The organism is Serpentinimonas sp. SMBJO2, from assembly GCF_056341105.1.
The window spans coordinates 2065086-2090311 of record NZ_CP150628.1 but is presented as its reverse complement, the minus strand read 5'-3'; the positions used below and the strand labels follow the sequence as shown (position 1 = coordinate 2090311).

25 protein-coding genes are annotated in these 25226 nt (G+C 67.8%); 7 read left to right on the top strand and 18 right to left on the bottom strand.

The genetic code is table 11. The annotated features are described in order from the left end of the window. Window positions 1–19: 19 nt before the first annotated feature. The 5 genes from AAAZ40_RS09745 to AAAZ40_RS09725 form a co-directional block, all read right to left on the bottom strand. Entirely contained in the window at window positions 20–313 is a 294-nt protein-coding gene (locus AAAZ40_RS09745; protein WP_250960197.1) for a type II toxin-antitoxin system RelE/ParE family toxin, read from the bottom strand. Further along, the gene (locus AAAZ40_RS09740; RefSeq protein ID WP_045535885.1) at window positions 306–551 is read right to left on the bottom strand and encodes a type II toxin-antitoxin system ParD family antitoxin; all 246 of its coding nucleotides are present in this window, start codon (window positions 549–551) and stop codon (window positions 306–308) included. The genes AAAZ40_RS09745 and AAAZ40_RS09740 overlap by 8 nt, the downstream gene beginning before the upstream one ends. A 255-nt stretch (window positions 552–806) precedes the next feature. After that, the gene (locus AAAZ40_RS09735; RefSeq protein WP_250960198.1) at window positions 807–1262 is read right to left on the bottom strand and encodes a methyltransferase family protein; all 456 of its coding nucleotides are present in this window, start codon (window positions 1260–1262) and stop codon (window positions 807–809) included. 77 nt (window positions 1263–1339) lie between these two features. After that, entirely contained in the window at window positions 1340–1669 is a 330-nt protein-coding gene (locus tag AAAZ40_RS09730) for a heavy metal-binding domain-containing protein (RefSeq protein WP_476660182.1), read from the bottom strand. 82 nt (window positions 1670–1751) lie between these two features. Then, window positions 1752–2969, bottom strand: a complete 1218-nt coding sequence (locus AAAZ40_RS09725) for a type II secretion system F family protein (protein WP_476660181.1) — start codon at window positions 2967–2969, stop codon at window positions 1752–1754. A gap of 273 nt (window positions 2970–3242) precedes the next feature. Here AAAZ40_RS09725 and AAAZ40_RS09720 point away from each other — a divergent pair, with 273 nt between their 5' ends. Both AAAZ40_RS09720 and AAAZ40_RS09715 read left to right on the top strand, forming a co-directional pair. Continuing rightward, window positions 3243–5603 (top strand): carboxypeptidase-like regulatory domain-containing protein, encoded by a 2361-nt coding sequence (locus AAAZ40_RS09720; protein ID WP_476660180.1) that lies wholly within the window; start codon window positions 3243–3245, stop codon window positions 5601–5603. Window positions 5604–5767: 164 nt separating this feature from the next. Then, window positions 5768–7480, top strand: a complete 1713-nt coding sequence (locus AAAZ40_RS09715) for an alkaline phosphatase D family protein (protein ID WP_476660179.1) — start codon at window positions 5768–5770, stop codon at window positions 7478–7480. A 34-nt stretch (window positions 7481–7514) separates the two neighbouring features. Here AAAZ40_RS09715 and AAAZ40_RS09710 read toward each other — a convergent pair whose 3' ends face one another. The 12 genes from AAAZ40_RS09710 to gspG form a co-directional block, all read right to left on the bottom strand. Further along, window positions 7515–8459 carry a nucleotidyl transferase AbiEii/AbiGii toxin family protein gene (locus AAAZ40_RS09710; protein WP_476660178.1) on the bottom strand — a complete coding sequence of 315 codons (945 nt, stop codon included), beginning with the start codon at window positions 8457–8459 and terminating at the stop codon, window positions 7515–7517. Further along, the gene (locus AAAZ40_RS09705; RefSeq protein ID WP_476660177.1) at window positions 8452–9063 is read right to left on the bottom strand and encodes a hypothetical protein; all 612 of its coding nucleotides are present in this window, start codon (window positions 9061–9063) and stop codon (window positions 8452–8454) included. Before AAAZ40_RS09705 ends, AAAZ40_RS09710 begins: the two co-directional genes overlap by 8 nt. A gap of 112 nt (window positions 9064–9175) precedes the next feature. Then, window positions 9176–10618 carry a type II secretion system ATPase GspE gene (gene gspE / locus AAAZ40_RS09700; RefSeq protein WP_476660176.1) on the bottom strand — a complete coding sequence of 481 codons (1443 nt, stop codon included), beginning with the start codon at window positions 10616–10618 and terminating at the stop codon, window positions 9176–9178. A gap of 15 nt (window positions 10619–10633) precedes the next feature. Continuing rightward, window positions 10634–12925 (bottom strand): type II secretion system secretin GspD, encoded by a 2292-nt coding sequence (gspD, locus tag AAAZ40_RS09695; protein WP_476660175.1) that lies wholly within the window; start codon window positions 12923–12925, stop codon window positions 10634–10636. Window positions 12926–12930: 5 nt separating this feature from the next. Then, the gene (gene gspN / locus AAAZ40_RS09690) at window positions 12931–13854 is read right to left on the bottom strand and encodes a type II secretion system protein N (protein WP_476660174.1); all 924 of its coding nucleotides are present in this window, start codon (window positions 13852–13854) and stop codon (window positions 12931–12933) included. Next, window positions 13851–14360, bottom strand: a complete 510-nt coding sequence (gene gspM / locus AAAZ40_RS09685; protein WP_476660173.1) for a type II secretion system protein GspM — start codon at window positions 14358–14360, stop codon at window positions 13851–13853. Before gspM ends, gspN begins: the two co-directional genes overlap by 4 nt. Next, a complete protein-coding gene (gene gspL, locus AAAZ40_RS09680; RefSeq protein ID WP_476660172.1) occupies window positions 14357–15613 on the bottom strand; it encodes a type II secretion system protein GspL in 1257 nt (418 codons plus the stop codon). The genes gspM and gspL overlap by 4 nt, the downstream gene beginning before the upstream one ends. Before the next feature lie 53 nt (window positions 15614–15666). After that, window positions 15667–16746 carry a type II secretion system minor pseudopilin GspK gene (gene gspK, locus AAAZ40_RS09675; RefSeq protein WP_476660171.1) on the bottom strand — a complete coding sequence of 360 codons (1080 nt, stop codon included), beginning with the start codon at window positions 16744–16746 and terminating at the stop codon, window positions 15667–15669. Beyond that, on the bottom strand, window positions 16743–17468 hold the full coding sequence (locus AAAZ40_RS09670) for a prepilin-type N-terminal cleavage/methylation domain-containing protein (RefSeq protein ID WP_476660170.1): 726 nt from the start codon (window positions 17466–17468) through the stop codon (window positions 16743–16745). Before AAAZ40_RS09670 ends, gspK begins: the two co-directional genes overlap by 4 nt. A gap of 2 nt (window positions 17469–17470) precedes the next feature. Beyond that, entirely contained in the window at window positions 17471–17872 is a 402-nt protein-coding gene (gspI, locus tag AAAZ40_RS09665) for a type II secretion system minor pseudopilin GspI (RefSeq protein WP_476660169.1), read from the bottom strand. After that, complete coding sequence (locus AAAZ40_RS09660) at window positions 17869–18345, bottom strand: prepilin-type N-terminal cleavage/methylation domain-containing protein (protein WP_476661722.1); 477 nt, start codon at window positions 18343–18345, stop codon at window positions 17869–17871. The genes gspI and AAAZ40_RS09660 overlap by 4 nt, the downstream gene beginning before the upstream one ends. Before the next feature lie 43 nt (window positions 18346–18388). Further along, entirely contained in the window at window positions 18389–18844 is a 456-nt protein-coding gene (gspG, locus tag AAAZ40_RS09655; protein ID WP_476660168.1) for a type II secretion system major pseudopilin GspG, read from the bottom strand. Between the two features lie 73 nt (window positions 18845–18917). On the opposite strand from gspG, the gene AAAZ40_RS09650 reads away from it, so the two are divergent. From AAAZ40_RS09650 to AAAZ40_RS09635, 4 genes are all read left to right on the top strand, one after another. Next, window positions 18918–19454, top strand: a complete 537-nt coding sequence (locus AAAZ40_RS09650; protein ID WP_476660167.1) for a hypothetical protein — start codon at window positions 18918–18920, stop codon at window positions 19452–19454. Between the two features lie 144 nt (window positions 19455–19598). Next, window positions 19599–20816, top strand: a complete 1218-nt coding sequence (locus AAAZ40_RS09645; protein WP_476660166.1) for an ATP phosphoribosyltransferase regulatory subunit — start codon at window positions 19599–19601, stop codon at window positions 20814–20816. Window positions 20817–20862: 46 nt separating this feature from the next. Further along, complete coding sequence (locus AAAZ40_RS09640; RefSeq protein WP_476660165.1) at window positions 20863–22278, top strand: adenylosuccinate synthase; 1416 nt, start codon at window positions 20863–20865, stop codon at window positions 22276–22278. Continuing rightward, window positions 22275–23690 carry a PLP-dependent transferase gene (locus AAAZ40_RS09635; RefSeq protein ID WP_476660164.1) on the top strand — a complete coding sequence of 472 codons (1416 nt, stop codon included), beginning with the start codon at window positions 22275–22277 and terminating at the stop codon, window positions 23688–23690. Before AAAZ40_RS09640 ends, AAAZ40_RS09635 begins: the two co-directional genes overlap by 4 nt. A gap of 15 nt (window positions 23691–23705) precedes the next feature. Here AAAZ40_RS09635 and AAAZ40_RS09630 read toward each other — a convergent pair whose 3' ends face one another. Then, window positions 23706–24518 (bottom strand): arylesterase, encoded by an 813-nt coding sequence (locus AAAZ40_RS09630; protein WP_476660163.1) that lies wholly within the window; start codon window positions 24516–24518, stop codon window positions 23706–23708. Here AAAZ40_RS09630 and AAAZ40_RS09625 point away from each other — a divergent pair. Then, window positions 24517–25206 carry an ABC transporter ATP-binding protein gene (locus AAAZ40_RS09625; protein WP_476660162.1) on the top strand — a complete coding sequence of 230 codons (690 nt, stop codon included), beginning with the start codon at window positions 24517–24519 and terminating at the stop codon, window positions 25204–25206. The two genes, AAAZ40_RS09630 and AAAZ40_RS09625, sit on opposite strands and share 2 nt — an antisense overlap. Window positions 25207–25226 lie beyond the last annotated feature (20 nt).

Below are 25226 nucleotides of genomic sequence, written 5' to 3'. Positions count from 1 at the left end.
GGGGATTGTAGGGGCGGGCTTAATTGAAGTGGCGCGGTGCATCCATGCGGTCGTGCAGCACCCGAACGACGGCGATGCCGTAATCGGTCACACGCAAGTAGATCACGTGCCGCTCAACGAGCCAGCGGCGATGGTCTGGCCGGATGTGCGCGCAACTTGGCGCTTTTTTGGGTGATTCAGCCAGTTCGGCAAAAGCTGCCGTCATGCGCTCAATGTAGCGATGCGCCTGCTCGATTCCCCATTGTCGCGCCGTATAAGTCCAGATCGATTCCAGGTCACGCTCTGCCGCTGGGGTCAGGCGGTACTCAGCCATGGGCGGCCAGCATTCTGTGTTTGAACGCGGCCAGGTTGAAGGGGCGTGGTTCGCCGCTGGCCTCGCCCTCGTCTAGGGCGGCACGCAGCGCTTCGATCTCGGCGCTGCGCTCCTGCTCGCGCCGGATCAGGTCGCGGATGCAATCGCTGTCGTTGGAGTAGTGCCCAGCGTCGATCTGGGCTTTGACCCAGTTGTCTTGCTGATCGGTCAGGGTGATGGTTTTGCGCACAGTGCTCATGGTGGTGCCTCTAAGGGTCGAGTGTAAGCTGCGCCAGAGGGCTGATCAAGTGCAAGTTTTTAGCAATTGCACGCTGCTGTGCACAACTTTGCACTCCTGCGCCGTGTGCACTTAGCTGTTGCTCGCGCACGATGCGCCCTTCCAGCGCCAGCACCGCCGTTGCCTAGGCGCCGGCGCGCTGCTCGTTGCGACAGTTGCCGGTCTGGCTGGCCGCGCCGAAACCAAGAGCCGGGCCGGGTTGGGCGGTGGCTTGGCTTACAGCCAGCGCCTGACTGTACTCTTATAGGCCGCGTAGCGCGCGCCAAACAGCGCCGCCAGGGCGCGCTCCTCGGGTGCGATCTGAAAGCGGTTCAGATACAGCACGAACAGCGGTGCCAAAGCCAAGGCCAGCGGGTTCGACAGGTAGGCCGCCCACGCCAGCAGGCACAGCAGTTGGCACAGGTACATCGGGTTGCGCGAGAAGCGAAACACGCCCCCGGTGACCAGTGCCGTGGTGCGCATGGGGTGGCTGGGGTGGATGGTGGTGCGGGCGCGCCAGCAGGCAACCACGGCCACCAGGCCGATGGCCAGACCCAAGCCGAGCAGGGCCGCGGCCAGAGCGATGCGCCAAGCCCAAGGCAGCGGCGCCACCCACATGGGCGCGAGCCACATCAGCAGCGCCAGCAGCAGCACCAGCGCCGGGGGCGGGAGCTTGAGTTCGAGCCAGTGCATGGCGTCAAAGGGCTGCTGCGCAGCACGCCCTAGGCGTTGTTGGGCTGGATGGGCGGCGGGCTTGGCCTCTCAGCCTCTCAAGCCGCCGCAGCCACCACCACGGCGGTGCCGCTGGCCGAGACCATGAGCATGCCGTTGCCTTGGCCCATGACCTCGTAGTCCAGATCGACGCCCACCACGGCGTTGGCCCCCAGCTCGCGGGCGCGCTGTTGCAGCTCGGCCAAGGCGATGTCGCGGGCTTTTTGCAGCTCGCGCTCGTAGGTGGCGGAGCGGCCACCCACCAAATCGCGGATGCCGGCAAACAGGTCTTTGAACACATTGGCGCCCAAGATCGCTTCGCCCGTGACCACGCCGCAGTAGCGGGTGATGCGCTGGCCTTCGATGTTGGGGGTGGTGGTGACGATCATGGTGTGGAACTCCTGATGGATGGGCAGGGGCAAAGGCGCGCGGGTGTTTGATGCAAGCATGGGGCGGCAGCAGGGCCCGAGCTTATCGCACCAATTGGTTGAGCTCGATGATCGGCAGCATCACCGCCAGCACGATCAGCAGCACCACCAGCCCCATGGCGATGATCAGCAGCGGCTCGAGTATGGTGGCCAGGCGCAGGGCGCGGCGCTGCACGTCGGCGCCGATCTGCTCGGCGGCGCGTTCGAGCATGGCGGGCAACTGCCCGGTCTGCTCGCCCAGGCGCGCAAACAGCACCAGCAGCGGCGGCATGCGCGGGTGCGCGGCCAGCGCGTGCGCCAGCGGCGCGCCCTCGCGCACCAGCACCAGCGCGGCCAAAGCGTCGGCGCGCAGGGCCTGGTTGTGCAAGGTGTCGGCGGCAGTGTGCAGGGCGCGCAGCACCGGCACGCCGGCGGCGGTGAGCATGGCCAGGGTGGCGGCAAAGCGCGCCGCGTTGTAGCCGCGCGCCAGCGGCCCCAGCAGCGGCAGGCGCAGCCAGGCGGTGTCGAGCCGCAGCCGCACCGCTGGCCGCTGGCGCGCCCAGGCCAGCGCCCCGGCGCCCACAGCCAGAATCAAGGCCGCCAGCCAGCCCCAGGCGCGCAGCGCATCGCTGGCGGCCAGCATCAGCACCGTGAGCAGCGGCAGGCTGCGCTGGCCATCGACAAAGGCTTGGGCCACTTGCGGCACCACATAAGTCATCAAAAACAGCACCACCACGAGCGCAAACAGCGTCACGATGGCCGGGTAGAGCGCAGCCGCCAGCAGGCGCTGACGCAGCAACTGGCGCTGTTGCAGATCGTCGGCCAGGCGTTGCAGCACGGCGGCCAGTTGCCCGCCCTGTTCGCCGGCGGCCACCACCGAGCGCAAGCTGGCGTCAAACTGCTGCGGCTGCTGCCCCAGTGCATGGGCAAAACTGGCCCCGGCCTTGACTTCGGCGCGCAAGCTGGCCAGCAACTGCTGCTGCGCCAGCGTGGGCGCGCCATCGGCCAGCGCCGCCAGGGCGCGCTCGAGCGGTAAGCCCGCAGCCAGCAGCGCCGCCAACTGCTGCACGAACAAGCCCAAGGCATCGGTGCCAAGGGCCGGCGCGCGCCACAGGGTGGGGTTCCAGCCTGCAGATGCCGCCGCCGCAATGGGCGCGAGCGCCAGCGGCACCCAACCGCGGCCGCGCAACTGGGCGCGTGCGGCGCGCGCCGTGTCCGCCTCGATCTGGCCGCGCTGGCTGCGGCCGTCGGCGTCTAGCGCTTCAAAGGTGTAGGCGGGCATGGTGGTGGGCATTGTAGTCAGGGTGCAGCAAGGCCCGCAGAAAGGCTTGTGCTACACTTTTCGAACGTAAAACAAACGCTGCGCACAAGCCTGCAGCAAAAAGGGGGGGGGATAAGTCCGCCCACGTTTTTCGTAGTGGACGGCCCGCACTATCCCTCGGGCTTGAAGTGGAGCAAAAAGATGAAACTTAGATCCTATTTACTGGCCGCTGCGGCCGCTTTAGCCTTGGTTGGCTGTGGCGGCGGGAGCGGTGGCGGAACCGCCACCGTGCCGTTGAGCGGAACCGCCGCCGTCGGTACGCCACTGGCTGGTGCCACAGTAGAGCTGCGCGATGCGGTGGGCACCAATGTGGACTTGAGCACGACAGCCGATGCCAGTGGCCGGTTCACCTTTCCGAACGTCAGCGGCCTGACGCCTCCCTTCATGTTGCGTGCGACTGGCACCGTTGCCGGTCGTCAGCATATTCTGTACAGCTTCTCGCAAACCCTGCCTACCTCGAGCGTGCTCAATGCCACGCCCCTGACCAATGCGGTAGTTCAGGCTGCTTTGCCGTCAGGGCAAACTCTGGAAGGAGCTTTTGAGGCTCAAAGCTTGAACGACACTGCCGTTCGGTCAGCCGAGTTAGATCGTGCCATGACCCGACTCCTTGCGGCATTGCGCGATGTTTATACAGCGTTGGGAGTTAATCAAGGCGCCAACCCCTTTACCACAGACTTCGCCGCTGATCACACCGGGCTCGACAGACTGCTCGATCTGATCGAGTTTCACGCCGAAGCTGGCGAATTGCGCGTGGCTGAGAAAGGCAACCCGCAGCGTGCGATTACCGTGTCGGTTGCTGCCGATGCTCTACCGCCAACCCCACTGGCCGCGCCCGTTGCAGCTGATGTGGATTTGACGCTGCTGCCGCGTTTTGTTGAGCGCGTGAATGCTTGGCTGGGCGATGCGAATCGCACCCGTGCTGGCTTCGACGCGCTGGTACACGAAGATTTCCTTGATTATGGCAAAAACCGGGATCAGGAATTTGAATTTTTTAACACTGAGTTTGCTGAGAAGCGTGCGCGCATTGGCAGCTACACCGTTGATGGCTGCCAAGCCCGCCCAGCGCCCAATGAAAGCCAAATCGTATGTGATTTGAGCTTCGGCATCAGCATCAATATACCAGCTACCCAAAACAGTCCTGCCATTACCGATGTACTAGAAGGCCACGTGATTTTCGTCGCTGGCCCCGAGCCCGTGTGGCAGTTCTTTGGCAACCAGGCTCTTTTCGATTTCAGCTTCGAACCCGTGGCGCAACGCACTGGCACGGCATCGCCTGAACTGGGGATAAGTATTTGGATGGATCCGGCCGCTGGTGCCGGAACTTTTAGCCGGGCCGATGTGGCACTTAGCCTAAATGGCCGCGCAGGCGACTTCACTGTTGCTAACTGGGCACTCAATAATACTTGGGGCGATTCTCTGGTTCATGGCGCAAGTGGCACGTTCGTTGCCGTACCCAATAATTTTGACGTTGCTGCCTTCAACGCTGCAGTGCGTGCGGGCAATGCTTGGGTTCGGATAAGCGCAACACCTGCTGCTGGTGGTCAATCAGTGGTGGACTTATACCGTGTGGACCAAGAGCTTTATACTGCGGAAACAGCAGCTGAGGCTTTTAGATCTGCCAACTTGCAAGCAACTTGGCCGGCAAACCATTCCAGTGTTAGCTTAAGCGGCAACCGTATCAACCATGTCTGCACAAGCTTCAGCACGGTACTACAGGGTTGTTCTAGTCAAGATTTTTGGCTCAATCCCCCGAGCAACCACGTCGTTACCCCGGCCACGGCGCGCACGGCTTGCCTTCGCGATTATACGGCTCAGCAATGCAATTCATGGTATCCTGATACCGCTACAGTCACGCGTGTGCTGATGGTGGCAAGCGAAAACCGCACAGGACGTGATTTGTGGCAGTGGTTCGTACCTCCAGTGACGGGTGCAGCTGAAGGGCATTTCAGTGGCACCACTGCTGGCCCCAACCCAGCGTTTGAACTTCTGATTCTTGAAAATGGCGAATTTTGGACTTTGTACGGAACACGAACGCCTACCATGTTCGCGGTTGGAGGTTTTGTCCAAGGCACAGGATCATTTGCCAACAACCAATTTACATCGGCTGATGCCCGTGATTTTGGCTTTTTCCCGGCAGCCGCCGCCACGGTGGCGTCTGAGGTTAATGCCACCAACCGGACAATTTCTGGATCCATTGCATTCCCATCCACTGCCCCCATTGCATTTCAAGGCGGCCCCGCAACTTGGTCAACATACAACTACAACACGCCAGCCAGCTTGGCTACTGTGATTGGGGCTTGGACTGCGGAAACCATGCAAGGTGAACGGGTGGATTTCACCATTGGAGCCAATGGTACGTTCACGGCCCGGACTGCGCTCGGCTGTTCCTTCACTGGCACCGCAGATCCAAGGTCATCGGGTAAAAACGTTTTTAACTTCGCTTTAACGTTTGGCGGCTCGCCTTGCATTCTGGCCGGGCAAAGTGGCACAGGCATTGCAATCGCCTACCCTTTGCCTAATGGACGAACGCAGCTGGTTGCTGCGGTTACGAACAGTGCAAGAACAGGTGGTTTTGCCATATTCGGAGTGCGTTGATTTCCAGTTCGTTTTCTGAAGAAGAAATCCGTTTTTCGCTGGCACGTCAGGCTCCCTTCGGGGAGCCTTTTTTACGCCCAGCGCCCCAATGTCACCCTTGTGTAACCAAACGTACATGTTCAGGCAGCACAATGCATGCACCCACTTTACAGGAGCTGCATCTCATGGCGACCCATCCTTCACGCCGCACCTTTGTGCTGCGCACCGCCACGCTGTCGGCGGTGTTGTCGTCTGGGGCGTTGCTCTCGGGCTGTTTGGGCAGCGGCGATGCGCCAGCGCCCGAGTTTTTGTTTGGCGTTGCCAGTGGCGACCCGCTGGCGGATCGGGTCATCCTCTGGACCCATGCGCGCTTTGCTGGCAGCGACGAGCCGGTGTCGCTGGGTTTCGAGGTCGCCACCGACGCCACCTTTGCTACCGTGGTGGCCAGTGGCACGGTGGTGGCCAGCGCCGCCAGCGGGCACACAGCCAAGGTGGACGCCACCGGCTTGCAGGCCGACACCCGCTATTTTTACCGCTTCACCCACGGCCTGACGCGCTCGCCTGTGGGCCAGACCCGCACCCTGCCGCTCAACCCGAGCCAGGTGCAGATGGCGGTGGTGAGCTGCTCCAATTTCCCGGCCGGCTTCTTTCACGTCTATGCCGAGATCGCGCGCAGCCCGGCGCAATACCTCATCCACCTAGGCGACTACATTTACGAGTACGGCGTCGATGGCTACGCCTCGGCCAACGCCGGCGCCCTAGGGCGCTTGTCGGTTCCGGCCAACGAACTGCTCAGCCTAGACGACTACCGCCGCCGCCACGCCCAGTACAAGAGCGACCCCGACAGCAAAACCGTGCACGCCGCCATGCCCCTGATTGCGGTCTGGGACGATCACGAGGTGGCCAACAACGCCTACCTTTTGGGCGCCCAAGAGCACAACCCAGCCACCGAGGGCACCTGGGAAGCGCGTCGCGCCGCCGCTGTGCAGGCCTACCACGAGTGGATGCCGATCCGCACCGGCAGCGACCGCCTGCGCATCTTCCGTAGCTTCCAGTTTGGCAACCTGCTCAGCCTGCACATGCTCGATACGCGCTTGGTGGGGCGCGAGCGCCAGGTGGACATCGGCGATTTGGCCGGCCTGAACGGCCCTGCGGCGCGCACTGCGGCCATCACCCAATACGCCAACCCCAACCGCCAGTTGCTGGGCACCGCACAATTGCAGTGGTTGCAAGGGCAGCTCGCCGCCAGCAGCGCCACCTGGCAGGTGCTGGGTTCGCAGGTGCTGATGGCACGCATGGAAATCCCGGCAACTATTCTGAGCGCGCTCAACCCCGCCAACGTGACCCCGGCTGCTCAAGCCGCCGGCCAACAGGCGATCAACGACTACTTGACCGCTCGGGCCACGCCAGCGGCCCAGCGCACGCCGGCCCAAGTGGCCTTGCTCGACCCGGCAACCAACCCGCGCCTAGGTTACAACCTCGATGCTTGGGATGGTTACATCGCGGCGCGCGAAACCGTGCTCGGCACGGCGGCGCAGCTGGGGCGGCGCTTGGTGTCGCTGGCGGGCGACACCCACAACGCCTGGCACTCGAACCTGACCCTGATGGGGCTGGCGAACCCGGCGCAACGCGGGCTCAAGGTGGGCGAAGAGTTTGCCACGCCCTCGGTCAGCTCGCCCGGGCTCGAGGAGTATCTGCGCACCATCCCGCCGGCGCAAGTGAAAGGGATTTTTGAAAACGTGGTGGAGGATTTGCGCTGGATGGACGCCTCCAACCGTGGCTATCTGCTCATGACCTTCACCCCGGCTCAAACGCGCGCCGAGTGGTTTTTTGTTAGTTCGGTCAGCAGCCGCAGTTACACCGCTCGTTTGGCGCACAGCGCGACTTTGGCGGCTTGATCTGGCGCGGTATGGTGTGTCAAGTCAGCGCCCCTCACATGACACCAATGTGTTGATGGATCCTGTCTATCAGGGTCTCGAAGTCCGGCTGCCCTTGGTAGTACAGCGCGGCGGTCTTGCGGTATTCCTGTGCAAAGCGCTGGCGCTGCGCAGCGTCGGCCAAGGAAAAAGCAGGATTGCGGGCAATGGCCTGTTCGTCGCCGGTGCGGAACCGCTGCGCCTTGCGCGCCTGGTAAGCCGGCGTCCTCATGAAGGCCTGAACCTCCTCCAGCCCCAGCAGGCAGTAAACGTCGTGGTAGTGCCGCAGGAAGTTGGCGGGGAACGCTTGGGTTTCGTCCAGTCGGCGGTACTTGGTGGAGATCGTCTGCAGCTTCTCGACGAAGGTGTGCGTGGGGGCATAACACGGTACGGCCACTGCACGGTTGTTCTTCACGGCCACCCCACGCTCCACGGCCATATCCAGCGCCCACGACGAGATCGTGACCGGCCGATTCGGGGCGGTGTCATCGAACCCGAGCTCCAGCAGGATGCCATCCTTGATACCAGCGAGCGCGGGAACACGCGGTGCGTAGATCAGGCGAATGCCGGCACTGCGCATCTTGTCGTCGTCGAACTGCGTATCGCGCTCTACGCTGTCGATACCTGGAATCTGGATCCGTGTTGCCAGCGCGTCGTAGTACGCACGCCGTGATTCCACATGTGCAGGCTTGTCCTGGTTGCGGCCCGTCTTCACGTCCATGCCATCGGGCGGCTCGATGCGGATGTCGATGTCTTCGGAGAAGCGGTGGATGACACCAAAGCCCTTGGACAAGGATGTGCCACCCTTCAGCTCGAACTGGAAACCTTGAGCCTGCAGTCCCCATAGGCAATGCATGATCCAGTAGTCTTTCTCGACCAGAACGGGATCAAGGCCGCGCTCATCTGCGACCACGGCCAGCAGCTGGTCAAAATCCCGACGTTCGTGCAGGAAGTCAGCCACCCGCCCACTCCCGCAGGCGCTTGCGCGCGGCCACGCTGCCAAAGCTGTCAACGGCACGTTGCAGACGAGTGGGATTGAATGAAAGCAGTTTGCTGCGCGCTTGGCGCAAGACTGCATCGCGGTCCTCCGCCAGTTCGTCTAGGTTGTTCAACAGGTCCACGTACAGGAACTCCGGCGTCAGCTTCTTGGGGAAGCGCGGCTTCATCCGGAAGTCGAACTGTCGGTTGCCGAGCTTGAAGACGCCGTGGCGCTTGTGGTTGTAGACCAGCGTGCGGTTGTAAAGCTGGGTCGTACCCAGACCCACGGCGTTGTAAGCCGAGGGTGAGAACACCAGGAAATCCTTGTCGCGCAGGAAGCCGCCCACCACCTGCTCATCAGCCGGAGGCAGTGGACCGAAGTTGGACTGCTTCGGTGCGTGATACAGGCCATGGGCCAGCTTCTTCAGCTTTCCAGTAGCCACCAGTTCACGCAGATGCCGATCCACCGCTGTGGACAGGCGTGCGAGGTCCTCCCGCCGGTAAACGCACCCAGCTTGAAGCTCGCTTGCGAGGTGCGCAGCAGCGCCTCGCAAAGAGGCAGCAGGAGCTTGGGCGGCGGTAAGCATGGCTAATTTTTCATTAAAATTCCATGCATTCTAGCGCTTTTCTGTAGTTTGCCTCCTAGCGCTCCTGAACCACCCCTCCGGCGCAAGGCCTTGCCGGCGGCGCGGATCGGCCTCAATCCCGCGTCACGCGCAGCAATTCTTCGGGGCTGGTTTGGCCGCTGGCGAGCAGGCGCTGGCCGTCGTCGCGCAGCAGGCGCATACCTTGGGCTTGGGCTGCTAGGCGCAGCTCGGCTTCGGCGGCGCGTTCGTGGATCAGGCTGCGCAGGGCGTCGTCGGTCTGCAGCAGCTCAAAAATGCCGCTGCGGCCGCTGTAGCCGCTGTGCCCACATTCGGCGCAGCCCACGGGGTGCCAGTGGCCGTCGCTGCCTAGGCGGCGGCAGTGCGGGCACAGCAGGCGCAGCAGGCGCTGGGCCAGCACGCCCAGCAGCGAGCTGCTGAGCAAAAACGGCTCCACGCCCATGTCGGCTAGGCGCGTGACGGCGCTGGCGGCGTCGTTGGTGTGCAGAGTGGCCAGCACCAGGTGCCCGGTGAGCGAGGCTTGGATGGCGATCTGCGCGGTTTCAAAGTCGCGGATTTCGCCGATCATGATCACATCGGGGTCTTGGCGCAGGATGGCGCGCAGGGCTTTGGCAAAGCTGAGCTCGATTTTGGCGTTGACCTGGGTCTGGCCGATGCCGGGCAGTTCGTACTCAATCGGGTCCTCGACCGTCATGATGTTTAGGCGCTGCGCGTCCAGGGTCTGCAAGGCGGCGTAGAGGGTGGTGGTTTTGCCCGAGCCGGTGGGGCCGGTGACGAGCACGATGCCGTGCGGCTGCGCCATGAGCTGCGCAAAACGCTCCAGCGTCTGGCCCTGCATACCGAGCACCGGCAGCGTGAGCTGGCGCTGGCTTTTGTCGAGCAGGCGCAACACCGCGCGCTCGCCGTGGGCGCTGGGCAGGGTCGAGACGCGCACGTCGATGGCCCGCGTGCCCAGGCGCAGGCTGATACGGCCGTCTTGGGGCAGGCGTTTTTCGGCGATGTCGAGCTCGGCCATGATCTTTAGCCGGCTGATGAGCGCGGCGTGCAGGGCGCGGTTGGGCTGCACCACCTCGCGCAACATGCCATCGACGCGAAAGCGCACGCTCGAGTGGCGCTCGTAGGGCTCGATATGGATGTCGCTGGCGCCGTCGCGCGCGGCTTGGGTGAGCAAGGCGTTGAGCAGGCGGATGATGGGGGCGTCGTCGGCGGTTTCGAGTAGGTCTTCGATCGCCGGCAGCTCTTGCATCAGGCGTCCGAGGTCGGCGTCGCTCTCGACTTCGCTGACCACGGCCGCCGCGCTGCCGGCCTCGCCTTGGGCGTAGGCGGCGCTGATGCGCTGCGCGATTGCGCCCGCATCCACCGCCTGCCAGGCGCAGGCGCCAAAGCGGCGCTGCACTTCGGCCACGGCTTGCAATTGGGCCAAGGCGGCTTCGGGCTCGGGGCAGTGGCCGATGTGCAGCGTGCGCTGGCCCGATTCGTCGAGCAGCAGCAGCCGGTGTTGGCGCGCAAAGGCGTAGGGCAGCAGGTGGCGGCTCATGGGCGGCGCAGGCGCTTAGCGCTCGGGGGTGGTGGCGGCAGCCGGGGCCACTGCTGCCGCGGGTGCCGCCGCCCCGCCCCCCGGCTCGAGCAGGCGCAAGGGCAAGCCGCTGCGGCTCAAGTCGAGCGCCGGCAGCGCCGGGGCCTGGTTGATGGGGTGCACGGCGCTGGGGCTGGGCTGCTGGCGCTCTTGGGCGGCGCGCATGAGCTCGTAGCGGTCCAGCGCCAGGGTGTCGCTGGCGCGCTGGTCGCGCACGATCACGGGGCGCAAAAACACCATCAGGTTGGTTTTGTTGCGGCTGCGGCGTTCGCTGCGAAACAGCGCCCCGAGCAGCGGCACATTGCCCAGCCCCGGCACCTGGTCTTGGGCGCCGCCGTATTCGTCTTGCAGCAAGCCGCCCAAGACCACGATGGCGCCGTCGTCCACCAGCACGTGCGACTCGATCGAGCGCGTGTTGGTGATGATGCCGGTGGGCGAGCCGATCGAGGCCGGCACCACCGAGCTGACCTCTTGAAACACGACCATGCGCACGGTGCCGTTTTCGCTGATTTGCGGCCGCACGCGCAGCGTTAGGCCGACGTCGCGGCGTTCGATGGTCTGAAACGGGTTCACCGCGCCGCCCTGGCCGCCGGCGTTGGTGAAGCTGCCAGTGACAAAGGGCACGTTTTGCCCGACGACGATGCGCGCCTCCTCGTTGTCGAGCGTGAGCAGGTTGGGCGTCGAGAGGATGTTGGCCTGCCCGCTTTGCTCCAGAAACCGTGCCAAGGCGGTGAGCACGTGCGTGCCGCCTACGCGCTGCACCAGCCCAAGGTTGAGGCCGGCGGCAGGCATCAGGCCCGCGCCCATGTTTTGCGTCGCCAGACTGATGATGTTGCTGCCGGCGCCACCAAAATTGGTGCCCAGGATCCCAATCGTGGAATCGCCCCGGCCGCCGATGGCCTGTTGCCACTGGATGCCGAATTCGCTGGCGGCGTCGGCGCTAACTTCGGCGATCACGCTCTCGACAAACACCTGGGCGCGGCGGGTGTCGAGCTGCTCGATGATGGCACGCAGTTGCCTGAACACCGGTTCGGGCGCGCTGATGATGAGCGAGTTGGTGGCGGCATCGGCCTGAATCTGGCCCCCGGTGCTGCTGCGCACGGCGGCCGGGGTGGCGCCCGCACCGGCCGCAGCGCCCAAACCGCCTGCAGCGGCCGCCGCGAGGGTGCGCCGCGCCGCCGGGGCCGCTGGGGCTGTGCCAGCGCCGGCTGCTGCTCCCACACCGTCGCCGGCATCGGCCGCGAGGGCGGCGCGCAAGGTGGTGGCCAGTTCGACGGCGTTGGCGTTGCGCAAATGCACCACGTGGATATTGCCCAGGGCCCCGGCGTTGGCGGGACGGTCGAGTTGCGCCACCAGCGAGCGCACCAAGGCCACGCGGGCGGGGTTGGCGGCGCGCAGAATGAGGGCATTGCTGCGCGGCTCGGCCAGCAGCACGGTGCGAAAACCCTGGCCGCCGGGCTGGCCTGGCGCGGCTGCGGCTGCTGCCGGAGCGCCGTCGGCGTCGATCAGGCGCAGCACCACCGGCGCGAGCTCGCTGGCCAGCGCGTGTTGCAGCGGGATGACCTCGAGCCCAGTGGCGTTGGCCACGTCGAGCGCGGCGATGATCTGGGCGGCGCGGCGCAGGTTTTCGGCGTAGTCGGTGATGACCAGGCTGTTGTTGCCGGGGTTGACGTTGATCGGGTTGTTGGCGCTGATGAGCGGGCGCAGCAGCGGCAGCAGGTGGTTGGCGTTTTCGTGCGTGAGGGTGAAAATCTGGGTCACGATCTGCTGCCCGCGCGGCTGCTGGTCGTCGGCCAGCACCGCGCCACCGTGCAGGCGCGCATCGGCTTCGGGCACGACCTTGATCAGCCCGGCGCTGTCGATGACGGCAAAGCCGCGCAGCCGCAGCGCGGCGCCAAACAGCTGCAGCGCATTGGCCGGCGTGACGTCGCGCTCGGTCTGCAGTGTGAGGGTGCCGCTGACGCGCGGATCCACCACCACGTTGCGCCCGAGCATCGCCGCCATGGCGCGTGCCACGGCGGCGATGTCGGCATCGACGAAGTTGAGTGTGACTGGCGCACCGGCGCGCACGGCCGGCGGCGGGGTCTGGGCCAGCGCGGGCAGCGCGGCGCCGCCTAGGGCCAGAGCCAGCGCGCAGGCCACAGCCGAAGCCCAAACGCGGGGCCGGTGCAGGGGTAGGGGCAAGTTCAGCTGCGCGAGCAGGGGCAGAGGCAAAGGCAGCTCAAGCGCGGCGCGGGCGCTTTGGCGGAGGGGCAAAGGAGCAGGCATGGGGGTTATCCGAGTCGCAAATGGGAGCGCAGACCGTCGCGCTGGCCCACGATGTTGAGCAGGTTGGAGAGCGCGCCGAGGTACTGGGGTTCGGTCTGCGCGATGCCGCGAAACTGCACGCGCCCGCCACTCAAGCTGCCGGCACCGCTCAACTGCAGCGGACCAGATAGGGTGCTCAAGCTCAATTGCAGCGCGGCTGCGGGTTCTGAGGTGGCGCTGGCTTGAGCTAGGGCGGGTGCTTCGATGTGCAGCTGATAGCTGCCCAGCGGCCGCAGGGTCGAAAGTGCGGAAGCCAAGTCGAGGGCTTGCAGCCGCAGGCTGCCCTGCAGTTGCCAGCCAGCGGCGGCGCGGTGCAGGCGCAGGCCGTCGGTATGCAGCTGCAGTCGCCCGTGCAGACCGAGCGAGTTCCACGGCGCCCCTAGGCCGGCCAGCAGCGCCACGGGCAGCTCGCTGCGGTGCGCGGCCAATTGCAGTGTGGGCCCTAGGCCGCCAGCAGACTCGTCACCCGCGCCCCCGCCCGCACGCCCGATTTGCAGCACGCCGCTGAGGGGTTGTGCGCTGCAACACGGCAGCCCGATCTGCCAAGCCAGCGCCGGGCCAGCCTGCCAACTGGGGCGCAGCCGCCACCACAGGCCTTGCTCGAGCGCGCTGCGGTCGCGGCTGCCGGGCCCGGCGCTGAGCAGCACGTCGGCGCGCCCGCTCCAGACCGTGCCGCTGGCGTTGGGCAGCTGCAGGCGGCCCTCGGTGGCATGGCTCAGGCCAGCGGCAAGCCAGCGCGCTGGGGCATAGGCCAGCAGCCCCAGGCCCAGGCCCAGCAGCAGCGCCAGCGCCAGCGGCCACCAGCGGCCCAAATGAACGCCGCGGCCAGCCACAGCGGGCGGGGCCGCGCCGGGGCGCGCCAAGGCGGGGCGGCGGTGCAGCAGCTTCATGGCTGCGCAAGCCCTGGGCCGCTCAGGCGCACGCTGCCGCTCCAGAGCGCCGGCGCCTCGGGCGCTGGGCTGCTGCGGCGCAGATCGGCCTCGGTCGGCAGCAGGCGGGCGTTGAGGCGCAGCGCTTGCAGCCACTGAGCCAGCGCGTCGGCGCTGGCGTGCTCGAAGCGCACCGCCACTGCGTCGGCGCCAGGCTGGAGGGTGGCTTGCGCGCCCAGGTGCAAGCGCGTGGCCGCCTCCAGGCTTTGCAAGGTGGCGCTGCGGCTCATGGGCGCGGCTTGCGCCGCCGCTTGCAGTGCTTGCGCTTGCGCGGCCAAGGCTTGCATCTGCTGCCACTGCGCCAGCGCCTGCGCCTGCTGGGCCGGGGCTTGCTGCAGGCTCTGCCACGCCGGGCTGATGCCCCACTGCCAAAGCGCAAAGGCCGCCAGCAGCGCCAGCCCGACGCGGGCGCTGCGGCGATCGCGCGGCGACAAAGCGCTCCAGCGCTGTTGCAACTGCGCTTTCATGGCCGGCGCCCCCCGGGGCTGAGCAGGCTGCGTTCGGGGCTTTGGGCCTGCCACTGCCAGCGTGCTGCCGCCAAGCTCTGCTCCAGGGCGGCTTGGGCGGCGGGGCTCAAGGGAGCGTGCCCAAGCTCGACGGAATCGGCTGCAAAGCGCAGTTGGCGCAGTTCAAACGGTGCTTGCTGCTGGCTGCGCCCGAGTTGCTCGAGCAAGGGTTCGAGGTCGGCGGGCCCGAGTTCGCCGTGGGCCTGCCGCAAGCGCTCGACTTCGCGCTGCATTTGCAGCGGGGCGTCGAGCACCAGTTGCACGCGGGGGAAGTGCGTGCGCAAGGTCTGCTCACTGAGCTGGCGCAATTGGGCAATATTGTGCTGCGCTTGCCAGGCGCTCTGGTTCAGACCCAGCAATTGCACTGCCGCTAGGCCCACCAGGCCCCAGCGCAGCGGCCGCCAAGCCGGGCTGGACCAGCCTTGGCGCAGCAGATCCAGCCCGACGCGCCAGCGCGCCGCGCTGCCTTGCAGGCTCAAATCGAACTGCGCCAAATCCCAGCCGCTGGCGTGCGCCTGCAGCCACGGGTGCTGCTCGCGGTTGGCGCTCCAGGAGCGCTCGGGCAGCCAGCGTTCGGCCAGCGCCACCGCCGCCGGGCTGGCTAGGGCTGGCGTGTGGGCGGGCAGTCCGAGTGCCGCCAGCCAGCGACCCAGTTGCTCGCGCTCGGCGGCGCCGGGCTCGTGCTGTGGCTCGATCGGCCAGTGCAGGCAGCCGTGTTCCGACTGTGCCAACAAGGCGGCGTGGTCTGCGCTGCCATGCAGCCAAAGGGGGGGCGCAGCCGCAGCCGCAGCCGCAGCCGGGGCCAGGGCCGGGACGATGCGCCCAATCCGGTGCCCGCAGGCCTCGAGCTGCGCCAGCGCCTGCTGCAGAGGCTCGCGCAGGCAGCAGGCCACCCAGACCTCGGCGCTGCGGTTGCTGGCGTAGCCGGGGGCCAGGGCGTAGTGCATCTGGGCGCCGTCGTCGAGCAAACGGTCTTCCAGCAAGCCGTCGAGCGCGGCGCGCAATTTGCTTCCTTTGAGCTTGGGCAGGCGCACGCGCTGCCAGCTTAAGGCGGCAGCGGGCCAAACCAGCACCGTGGCCGGTTGGCGCTCGATCGCGTCGGCGCGCGCGCTGCCTTGGGCGCTGATGTGGCCTTGCGCATCCAAGCGCAGCCAGTCCCACGGCGCGCTGGGCGCAGCACTGGGGTTGGGGGGGCTAGGGGAGAGCAGCAGCACAGTGGAGGGTGGGTGAGGGTGGGGGCGGCCGCAAATATATCATCCGGCTTTGCTCATTGGCTGGCAACGCTGCCAGGCTCGGTGAGCACCACGCTGCCGCTCTGGCGCCAAACAGTGCGCACGTTGATGCCTTCGCGCACCACCAGGGCGGTCTCAGACAAGGCCAAGTCATCGAGCCGCAGTTGACCATGCAACAAAAAATAACGGCTGCTGATGGCAAAGCGCTCGGCCCCGATGTGCTGCCCCGCCGGCCCAAGCTGCTGCGCCGCTTGCTCGATGCGCTCGAAATGGCTGCGCTGGCGCAGTTGCACCAAACGCTGCGCTTGCGCCAAATCCAGCCCCGGCACGCTGGCGTGGATGACGAGCGCGCTGGCGGTGTTGAGGTTGAGCGGCGTGGGTTCGGGCAACCAGGTGGCGTGTGCGGCCAGTTGCTGCAGGGTGGGGCCCGACAGGCCCAACCACTCGAGCTGCTCCCAGCGCTGCGGCAGCAAGGCGGCGGCACTGCGCGCAGGGGCTGCTGTGGCTGTGGCCGCGAGGGTGCGCTCGGCGCCTTCGGCGGGCAGGCTGCGCAGCGTGCGCAACAACTGCTCGGCAAAGCGCTCGAGTTCGGCCTCGGGCAGCCCCAGAGCGGAAAACAGGCGCGCAGCGGCGGCTTGGTCGGGCAGTGAGGCCCGGGCCTGCTCGGAGCGGCCACGCACCAGGTTGCGCAGATTCAGCCGCGCTTGCATGTCGGTGATGTGGCCCGACAAAAAAGCCTCGGTCAGCAAGCGGTCGGCCTGCTGGGCCTCGGCGGCGGCCAAAAAGGTGTTTAGGCGCGCTTCTTGCAGCGGCACCGCCCAGGAGGGCTCAGCCAGATGGTCAGTCTGGCCGGCACGGGCGTCTTCGCGCAGGATCAGGCGCGTCCAGTCCAGCGCCCCGCTGAGCAGCCAGGCGGCTTGCGCGTGCTGCTGCTGCGCGCGCTCCACAGCCCATGCCTGCCACTGCTGCCAGTAGGCGCTGGCGCTCAGGGTGGCGACCAAGGCCACGGTCAGCATGGCCAGCAGCACCGCCGCGCCGCGTTGGCGCGCGCGCGCGCTGGGCTGGCGGGGCCCAGTGGGCTTGGCTGGCGCAGCGATGCTCGAGCGGCGCATCATGGGGTTTTGCCTCCGCCCACGCTGGGGTGCACCCAGTCAAGGTTTAGGCTGCCGCCCACGATCTGGCCCTCGGGAAGAACGACGCGCAGCCGGATGCCGTCGGGGCGTTGCGCCGGCGCCGTGCCGGCTTCGAGTGCCGGGCCCCAGCGGCCAGCGCGGTGGTAGAACAGCTGCCAGTCTTGCACTTTGGCCAGCGTTAGCGCCTGCTGTTGCAGTGCCGGAGTGGGGGAGAGGCCCCACTGTTGGGCGCTCATCCATGCGCTGTGCAAATCCTGCTGCTGCGTCACCGGGGCCGAAACCCAGCGCGACCACTGGCGCGGCGTGCCCGCTGTGGCCGTGGCCGGCTGCAACGCCCAGGCCACCACCACCAGGGCTGGAGGCTGGCCGGGTGGTGGATTGGCTTGGAGGCGCACGATGCGCAGCACCTGGCCGTCAAAGGCCACCGGCGGCAACACGCCGCTGGGGTGCATCTGGTCGAGGTCGGTCTGCCATTGCGACAAAATACTCTGCCATTGCAACCAGGCGTGGGCGTGGCTGCGGCTGTGGTCTTCGGTGCGCACCATGGCGTCGAGCGCGCGCCAGCTCATCAAGGCCAGCACCGCCATGAGCGCCAGCGCCACCAGCAGCTCGACCAGGGTCAGGCCGCCGGCCGAGCGCATGCGCCGGCGCTGCACCGGGGCGCAAGGCTGGGGCAAAAATGGGCGCGAAAGGGGGGGCAACATGGTCAGTGGCGCCCGATCACGGTCGAGAGCGTGAGCAGGATAGGCGGCGCGGTGGCGGGTGCGGCCGCGGGCGCGGGCGCGGGCTCGCTCAGGCTGACGCTGACATCGACACGGCGAAAACTCGGGTTCGGCGTGGGGCTGACTTGCAGCTCGAGCGCAAAGCTGTGCGGGCCTTGGGGGCAGCTTTGTTGGCTGTGGCCCAACGGCACAAACTCGGGCTGCAAGCGCAGTTGCACCAGCGCGTTGTGGGCGCACAGCTGCGCCAGCCATTGGTTCGACTGGCGCTGCGCCAGGTTGCTCAGGGCGGCGCTGGCCTGTATGCCCGCGGCCAGTGTGATGGCGACGATGGCCAGCGCCACCAGCACCTCCACCAGCGTCAGGCCCGCGCTGCGGCTGGCTTTCATGGCTGGCGCGTACCCGCTGGCGCGGGCACGGTGGGGTCTAGAACCGCAAACGGCGCCAAGCCAGAGCTGCCGATGCGCAGGCTGTGCTCGCCTAGGCGCAGCTCCAGCGTTTGCGCCGGCAAAATGGCTTCTGGGCCCAGTTGCAGGGTTTGGGCTTGGGGCGGGGCCACGATCCGAGCCTGCACGCCGGGTTGCAGCCAAGTCTGGGGGCGCAGCAAGGTGTAGCGTTGGTTGGGGCGCAGGCCCGCGCCCACGAACTCGAAGCCATCTGCGCGGCTGCGCCAGTGGATGGCGCTGGCGCTGGCGCGCGCTTGGGCGCGCCCGGCCTCCAACCATGCCACGAGGCGCTGCGCTTCGCGTTCGAGTTGCTGCGCTTGGCTGTCGCGCAGCGCCAAGGTCACGCCGCCACTGGCCAGGGCCACGATCAGCAGCACCACCAGCAGCTCGACCAAGGTAAAGCCGGCCTGCCGCAGCGGCCGCTTCGCCGGCTGTGGGTGCGTGTTGCTAGTGCTGGGCTTACTGCCAGCTACCGATGTCGGCATTGATGCCCTCGCCCCCCGGTTGGCCGTCGGCCCCCAGCGAGAGCACATCGACTGGCCCGTGCAGGCCGGGGTTTAGATACTGGTAGGGGCGGCCCCAGGGGTCGGCAGGCAGGCGATCGAGGTAGGGGCGCCAGCGCGGTGGCACCGGGGCGGTGGTGGGGCGCTGCACCAGCGCTTGCAAGCCCTGTTCGCTGGTTGGGAAGGCTTGGTTGTCGAGCCTATACAGACGCAGCGCCTGCATCAGGTTGTTGACGTCGGTGCGGGCGGCGGTGACGCGCGCGTCGTCGGCACGGTCCAGTACATTGGGCACGATCAGGGCCGCGAGCACGCCGATGACGACCAAGATCACCATCAGTTCGATCAAGGTGAAGCCGCGCGCCAATGCGGCGCGTCGGGTGCCCGAGGCGGTCGGGCGATGCAAAATGAGCAAGCGCGATACTCCCAATTGACTGCAGGTGCGGTCTGAAACAGGCCTGCATCATAATCGCTTCATGTGTAGCTTCATGCGTTCTGCACCCCAGCCGGCTTGCCCCCGGCGCATCCATGGCCGTCTGCTGGGCTGGCCCGTGCTGGCGGCGGTGCTGGTCTGGGCTTTGCTGGGCTGGTCGCTGGCGTACTGGGCAGCGCTGTGGTGGGGCCGCGCCGAGCCGCCCACCGCGCTGCCGACTGCGGCTGCCAGCGCTCTGGCACCCGATGTCGAACGGGTGGCCTTGGGACTGGGTGGCGGCGCACCAGCGGTAGAAACCGTGGCCGTGGCGCCAGCACCGGCGCCCGACGGGCTGCGCCTGCTGGGCGTGGCCGCCGACCCGCGCGGTGGCGCTGGGGTGGCGCTGCTGGGTGCGAGCGCAGCGCCGGTGCAGATGCTGCGCGTCGGGCAGGCGCTGGCCGATGGCTGGGTGCTGCAGTCGGTGTCGGCCACCGAGGCGGTGTTGGTAGCCCCGCTTGGCCAAAGCGGGGAGCGGCGCCTGAGGCTGGCAGCGCCAGGAGCCGGGTCCGGTTTGGCGGCGACTGGTGTTCCGGCGGGGACACAGGGGCGGTGAGCAGCACCCTGGTCTGATCCGGGTTGCAGCCAGCGCCAGAACGCGCTCCTATAAACCGCGTAGCGCGCCCTAGGTGTCGCTAGGTGCCGGCGCAAACCCGCCTTGCCGGTAAAATTCCGATCTTTGACTGTCCGAATTCCACCCATGTCCGCTTGGCTGCTGCCGGATCACATTGCCGACGTTTTGCCCTCCGAGGCCCGGCACATCGAAGAGCTGCGGCGCGCCCTGCTCGATGCGGCGCGCGCGCACGGCTACGAGCTGGTGATGCCGCCGCTGCTCGAACACCTCGACTCGCTGCTCACCGGCACCGGCGAGGCGCTCGATTTGCAGACCTTCAAGCTGGTCGATCAGCTCTCGGGGCGCACGCTGGGCCTGCGCGCCGACACCACGGCGCAGGTGGCGCGCATCGACGCACACCTGCTCAACCGCAGCGGCCTGACGCGGCTGTGCTACTGCGGCCCGGTGCTGCACACGCGTTCCGAGCGGCCGCTGGCCAGTCGCGAGCCCTTGCAGTTTGGCGCTGAGCTCTACGGGCACGCCGGGCCCGAGGCCGACCTCGAGGTGATCGAGTTGGCGCTGGCCTGCTTGCGGGCCGCGGGCATGCGGCGCATGGTGCTCGACTGCGGCGACGTGCGCATCGTCGATGCCCTGCTCGATGGGCTGCAACTGCCCGCTGCGCTGGTGCAGCGCCTGCACGCCGCGCTGGCGGCCAAAGACGTGGCCACACTGCGCGAGGCCGGGGCCGCTCTGCCCGCTGCCACGCTGCGCGCCTTGTTGGCCCTGACCGAGCTGCATGGCGACGCCAGCGTGCTGGAGCAGGCCGAGCGCGTGCTGCCGCCGTCGGCGGCGCTGCAGCGTGCGCTGGCCGATTTGCGCCGCTTGGCGCAGTCGGTGCTGTTCGCAACCCAAGACGGCGCCCAGGACGGCGCTCAGGTTCACCCAGACATCGAAATCGGCTTCGACCTGGCCGACCTGCGCGGCTACGCCTACTACACCGGCTTGCGCTTCTCGATTTTTGCCGCCGCCCACCCCGGGCAGGTGCCGCAGGAACTGGTGCGCGGCGGCCGCTACGACGAGGTGGGGGCCGTGTTTGGCCGCTGCCGCCCGGCGGCGGGTTTCAGCCTCGACTTGAAAGAGCTGGTCGCGGTGCTGCCGCGCCCGGCGCCACAAAAAGCCATTTGCGCCCCTTGGGGCCACGATGCCGCGCTGCGCCGCGCCATCGCGGCCTTGCGTGCCCAAGGCGAGGTGGTGTTGTGCGCCTTGCCCGGCCACGGGCACGAAGTCGAAGAATTCGAGTGCGATCGCGCCCTCGTGCCCCAGGATGGGGCCTGGGTGCTGCAAGCGCTGCCTCCCTCCCCATGAACCCGTCCCCTTCCCCCTCCACCTGCCAGGCTTGGAACCAAACCCTATGAGCGCATCCCCCTTTCAGGCCCGCCCCGGCCGCAACGTGGTCGTCGTCGGCACCCAGTGGGGCGACGAAGGCAAGGGCAAACTGGTCGATTGGCTCACCGAAACCGCGCGCGGCGTGGTTCGCTTTCAGGGCGGGCACAACGCCGGCCACACGCTGGTCATCAACGGCGTAAAAACCGCGCTGCACCTGATTCCCAGCGGCATCATGCGCGCCGGCGTGGTCTGCTACGTGGGCAACGGCGTGGTGCTGTCGGCGGGCAAGCTGCTCGAAGAAATCGCCGGCCTCGAGCGCGCCGGGGTCGAGGTGCGCTCGCGCCTGCGCGTGAGCGAGATCTGCCCGCTGATTTTGCCCTTTCACGCCGCGCTCGACGTGGCGCGCGAGTTGGCCAAGGAGCGCGCCGGCACGGCCAAGATCGGCACCACCGGGCGCGGCATCGGCCCGGCCTACGAAGACAAGGTGGGGCGGCGCGCGCTGCGTGTGCAAGACCTGCGCCACCCCGAGCGCTTTGCCGCCAAACTGCGCGAGCTGTTGGCCTACTACAACCAGCAACTGGCGGTGCTGGGCAGCGCCGAGGTCGATTGGTCGGCCCACGCTTGGCTGCAAGGCCAGCCGCTGGCCGCCTTCATGCAGGGCGGGCAGATGCAGTTCGAACCGCTGCTGGCCCAGGCGCAACAACACGCGGCGCTGCTGGCGCCCATGGTGGCCGACGTGTCGCGCGAGCTCAACGAGGCGCACCGGCGCGGCGTGAACCTGCTGTTCGAGGGCGCCCAAGGCACCTTGCTCGACGTCGACCACGGCACCTATCCGTTCGTGACCTCGAGCAACTGCGTGGCCGGCAACGCGGCCGCGGGCGCCGGCGTGGGGCCGGGGATGCTGCATTACGTGCTCGGCATCACCAAAGCCTATTGCACGCGCGTGGGCGGCGGCCCGTTCCCGACCGAGCTCGACTGGGAGACCGAAGGCACCCCGGGCTGGCACATGGCCACCGTGGGCGCCGAAAAAGGCACCACCACCGGGCGCGCGCGCCGCTGCGGCTGGTTCGACGCCGCGCTGCTCAAGCGCTCGGCGCAGGTCAATGGCCTCAGCGGCCTGTGCATCACCAAGCTCGACGTGCTCGACGGCCTGAGCGAGCTGCAGCTGTGCGTCGGCTACCGGCTCGACGGCGAACTGATCGACCTGCTGCCCTTGGGTGCCGACGAAATCGCGCGCTGCGAGCCGATCTACGAGACCCTGCCCGGCTGGAGCCAGCCTTCGGCCGGCGTGACGCGCTACGCAGATCTGCCACCCAACGCGCAGCACTACCTGAACCGCATCGAGGCCGTGACCGGGGTGCCGATCCACGTCGTATCGACCAGCCCAGACCGCGACCACACCATCTTGCTGCACCATCCCTACCACGGCGCGGCGGCGTGAAAGCAGGGCAGATTCCGGGGGCGGTGGTGGGGCAGATGGGCACGCCCGAACCGGAGCCCGAGCCGACTGCGGCGCCGCACCAAAGCGCTGTGGGTTTGCAGGCGGCGACCGCGCTCATCCACCACCCCTACCAGCCGCCAGCGGGTTTCGATGCCCTGCCACCGGGTGTGTTCAAGGCCTCGACGGTGTTTTTTCCCAACGTGGCGGCGCTGCGCGCGCGCCAGTGGAAGGACAAATCGGGCTACACCTATGGCCTGCACGGCACCCCCACCACCTTCACGCTCGAGGAACGCCTCGCGAGCCTCGAGGGCGGCCAGCACTGCCTGCTCTGCCCCAGCGGGCTGGCGGCGCTGGCGCTGGTCAATTTGGCCTTCCTGCAGGCCGGCGACGAGGTGCTGCTGCCCGACAACGCCTACGGCCCCAGCAAGGAGCTGGCGCTGGCCGAACTGCGCGCCTATGGCATCAGCCACCGCGTCTATGACCCGCTGCAGCCGGCCGATCTGGCGGCGCAGATCGGCCCGGCCACGCGCCTGGTCTGGCTCGAGGCGCCGGGATCGGTGACGCTCGAATACCCCGACCTGCCGGCGCTGATGCGGGTGCTGCAAGCCGCCAACGACGTGCGCGCCGGGCAGGGCAGCGGGGGCAGCAGCGGGCAGGCCGCAGCAGGGCAGGGCAGCGATCGGGCCGCAGCAGCCACCCAAGCCAACCCTGCCGCCACCCGGCCGCGCCAGATCCTGAGCGCGCTCGACAACACGTGGGGCGCGGGCATCGCCTTTTGCGGTTTCGACTTTGGCGTCGATGTGGTGCTGCAGGCCCTGACCAAATACCCCAGCGGCGGCGCCGACGTGCTCATGGGCTCGGTGGTCACGCGCGCGGCCGCGCTGCACCGCCAACTGCTGCACACCCACATGCGCCTGGGGCTGGGGGTGGGCGCCAACGACGCCGAACTGGTGCTGCGCGGCTTGCCCACCCTGCATCTGCGCTATCGGGCCCAGGACGCCAGCACGCGCACGCTGGCGCACTGGTTGCAGGGCCAGCGCGGTGTGGCGCAGGTGCTGCACCCGGCGCTGCCCGCATCGCCCGGCCACACGCACTGGCAGCGCGACGCCCGTGGCGCTGCCTGCTTGCTCAGCCTGCTCTGGCAGCCGCACATTCGGCCCGAGCAGATCGACGCCTTTTGCGACCGGCTGCGCCTGTTTCGCATCGGCTACAGCTGGGGCGGCCCCGTCAGCCTGTGCGTGCCCTACGACCTGCCCGCCCTGCGCAGCCGCCCCTCGCCGCTGCGGCCCAGCAGCCCAGCCCAGCCGCAGCCGCCAGCACACGGCCCGCGCCTGGTGCGCCTGGCCATCGGGCTCGAAGGCGTGGCCGACCTGCAGGCCGACTTGGCGCAGGCGCTGGCGGCGCTGGATTAGAACCAGCGGTGCCGCTCAACCCCGCGCGGGCAGCAAGGGCCGCAAGTGCGGCCAGACCTGCTCCAGGATGATCGGCTGCGCGGCTTCATTGGGGTGGATGCCGTCGCTCTGGAACAGCGCCAGCGGATCGGCGCCATCGGCCACGCCGGCGAGCATGAAGGGCATGAGCGCCGCCTGTTCGGCCCGTGCCACATCGACATAAATCTGACGCAACTCCTGCCTGAAGCGGGCACCAAAATTGGGCGGCATGTCCATGCCCAGCAGCAGCACGCGCGCCCGCGCCGCGCGGCTGGCGCGGGCCATGGCGCGCAGGTTGTCGCGGGTTTGCGCCAGGGGCAGGCCGCGCAGGGCGTCGTTGGCGCCCAGGGCGATCACGACCAGCACCGGCTGCTGCGCGCCCAGCAGCGCCGGCAGGCGGGCACGCCCACCGGCGGTGGTCTCGCCGCTGATGCTGGCGTTGAACACCTGCACCCCGGCTGGCCCCTGGCGCTCGAGCCGCTGTTGCAGCAGCGCCACCCAGCCGCTGCCCCGGCGCAGGCCGTATTCGGCGCTGAGCGAGTCGCCCAACACCAGCACGCGCCGGCCGCCGCCAGGGCGGGCGGGCCGTGCAGGAGTGGCCGGAGTGGCTGGGCTGGCCGGGGAGGCTGGAGTCGCCGGGGTGGCCGGCCTTGAAGGGCTGGCCGGGGTGGCCGGGGTGGCCGGGGTGGCCGGGGTGGCCGGGTTCGCGCGCGCCCAGCCGGCGGCCCCGCAAAGCCCCAGCAGCGCGGTGGCAGCGGCATAGGCGTTAAAGTGGCGGCGTGTGGTTCCCAAGGCTAAAGGCGGTTTCATGGCAGAGGTGGTGATAGCGGTGCGCAAGCTGTGCAAGTCGGTGGCGGATGCCGCAGGCGAGTTGGAGATTTTGCGCGACATCGAGTTCGAGCTGTTGCGCGGCCAGAGTGTGGCCATCGTGGGCGCATCGGGTTCAGGCAAAAGCACCTTGCTGGCCCTGATCGCCGGCCTGGATACCCCCAGCAGCGGCACGGTGGTGCTCGATGGGCAGGATCTGTTTGCCCTCGACGAAGACCAGCGTGCCGCCTTGCGCGCGCTCAAGGTGGGTTTTGTGTTTCAGAGCTTTCAGTTGCTCGCCAACCTCACGGCGCTGGAAAACGTCATGCTGCCGCTCGAATTGGCCGGGCGCCGCGACGCGCGCGCGGCGGCCACGCACATGATGCAGCGCGTGGGCCTGGGCCAGCGCCTGGGCCACTACCCCAAGCTGCTCTCGGGCGGCGAGCAGCAGCGCGTGGCGCTGGCGCGCGCCTTCGTGGTGCGGCCGGCGGTGCTGTTGGCCGACGAACCCACCGGCAGCCTCGACTTTGCCACCGGCGAGCGCGTGATGGAGCTGATGTTCGAGCTCAACCGCGAGCACGGCACCACGCTGGTGCTGGTGACGCACGACCGCGCCATCGCGCAGCGCTGCCAGCGCCTGATCACCGTTGAGGCTGGGCGCTCGCTCGAGGTCGCCGACGCACCGGCTTGAGCGGCTGGCTCAGCGCGCAG

What these genes read in the sequence shown, in the direction of transcription:
- AAAZ40_RS09745 (WP_250960197.1), bottom strand. Translation starts at nt 313, where the DNA reads ATGGCTGAGTACCGCCTGACCCCAGCGGCAGAGCGTGACCTGGAATCG.
- AAAZ40_RS09740 (WP_045535885.1), bottom strand. Translation starts at nt 551, where the DNA reads ATGAGCACTGTGCGCAAAACCATCACCCTGACCGATCAGCAAGACAAC.
- AAAZ40_RS09735 (WP_250960198.1), bottom strand. Translation starts at nt 1,262, where the DNA reads ATGCACTGGCTCGAACTCAAGCTCCCGCCCCCGGCGCTGGTGCTGCTG.
- AAAZ40_RS09730 (WP_476660182.1), bottom strand. Translation starts at nt 1,669, where the DNA reads ATGATCGTCACCACCACCCCCAACATCGAAGGCCAGCGCATCACCCGC.
- AAAZ40_RS09725 (WP_476660181.1), bottom strand. Translation starts at nt 2,969, where the DNA reads ATGCCCGCCTACACCTTTGAAGCGCTAGACGCCGACGGCCGCAGCCAG.
- AAAZ40_RS09715 (WP_476660179.1), top strand. Translation starts at nt 5,768, where the DNA reads ATGGCGACCCATCCTTCACGCCGCACCTTTGTGCTGCGCACCGCCACG.
- AAAZ40_RS09705 (WP_476660177.1), bottom strand. Translation starts at nt 9,063, where the DNA reads ATGCTTACCGCCGCCCAAGCTCCTGCTGCCTCTTTGCGAGGCGCTGCT.
- gspE (WP_476660176.1), bottom strand. Translation starts at nt 10,618, where the DNA reads ATGAGCCGCCACCTGCTGCCCTACGCCTTTGCGCGCCAACACCGGCTG.
- gspD (WP_476660175.1), bottom strand. Translation starts at nt 12,925, where the DNA reads ATGCCTGCTCCTTTGCCCCTCCGCCAAAGCGCCCGCGCCGCGCTTGAG.
- gspN (WP_476660174.1), bottom strand. Translation starts at nt 13,854, where the DNA reads ATGAAGCTGCTGCACCGCCGCCCCGCCTTGGCGCGCCCCGGCGCGGCC.
- gspM (WP_476660173.1), bottom strand. Translation starts at nt 14,360, where the DNA reads ATGAAAGCGCAGTTGCAACAGCGCTGGAGCGCTTTGTCGCCGCGCGAT.
- gspK (WP_476660171.1), bottom strand. Translation starts at nt 16,746, where the DNA reads ATGATGCGCCGCTCGAGCATCGCTGCGCCAGCCAAGCCCACTGGGCCC.
- AAAZ40_RS09670 (WP_476660170.1), bottom strand. Translation starts at nt 17,468, where the DNA reads ATGTTGCCCCCCCTTTCGCGCCCATTTTTGCCCCAGCCTTGCGCCCCG.
- gspI (WP_476660169.1), bottom strand. Translation starts at nt 17,872, where the DNA reads ATGAAAGCCAGCCGCAGCGCGGGCCTGACGCTGGTGGAGGTGCTGGTG.
- AAAZ40_RS09650 (WP_476660167.1), top strand. Translation starts at nt 18,918, where the DNA reads ATGCGTTCTGCACCCCAGCCGGCTTGCCCCCGGCGCATCCATGGCCGT.
- AAAZ40_RS09645 (WP_476660166.1), top strand. Translation starts at nt 19,599, where the DNA reads ATGTCCGCTTGGCTGCTGCCGGATCACATTGCCGACGTTTTGCCCTCC.
- AAAZ40_RS09640 (WP_476660165.1), top strand. Translation starts at nt 20,863, where the DNA reads ATGAGCGCATCCCCCTTTCAGGCCCGCCCCGGCCGCAACGTGGTCGTC.
- AAAZ40_RS09625 (WP_476660162.1), top strand. Translation starts at nt 24,517, where the DNA reads ATGGCAGAGGTGGTGATAGCGGTGCGCAAGCTGTGCAAGTCGGTGGCG.
- AAAZ40_RS09630 (WP_476660163.1), bottom strand. Translation starts at nt 24,518, where the DNA reads ATGAAACCGCCTTTAGCCTTGGGAACCACACGCCGCCACTTTAACGCC.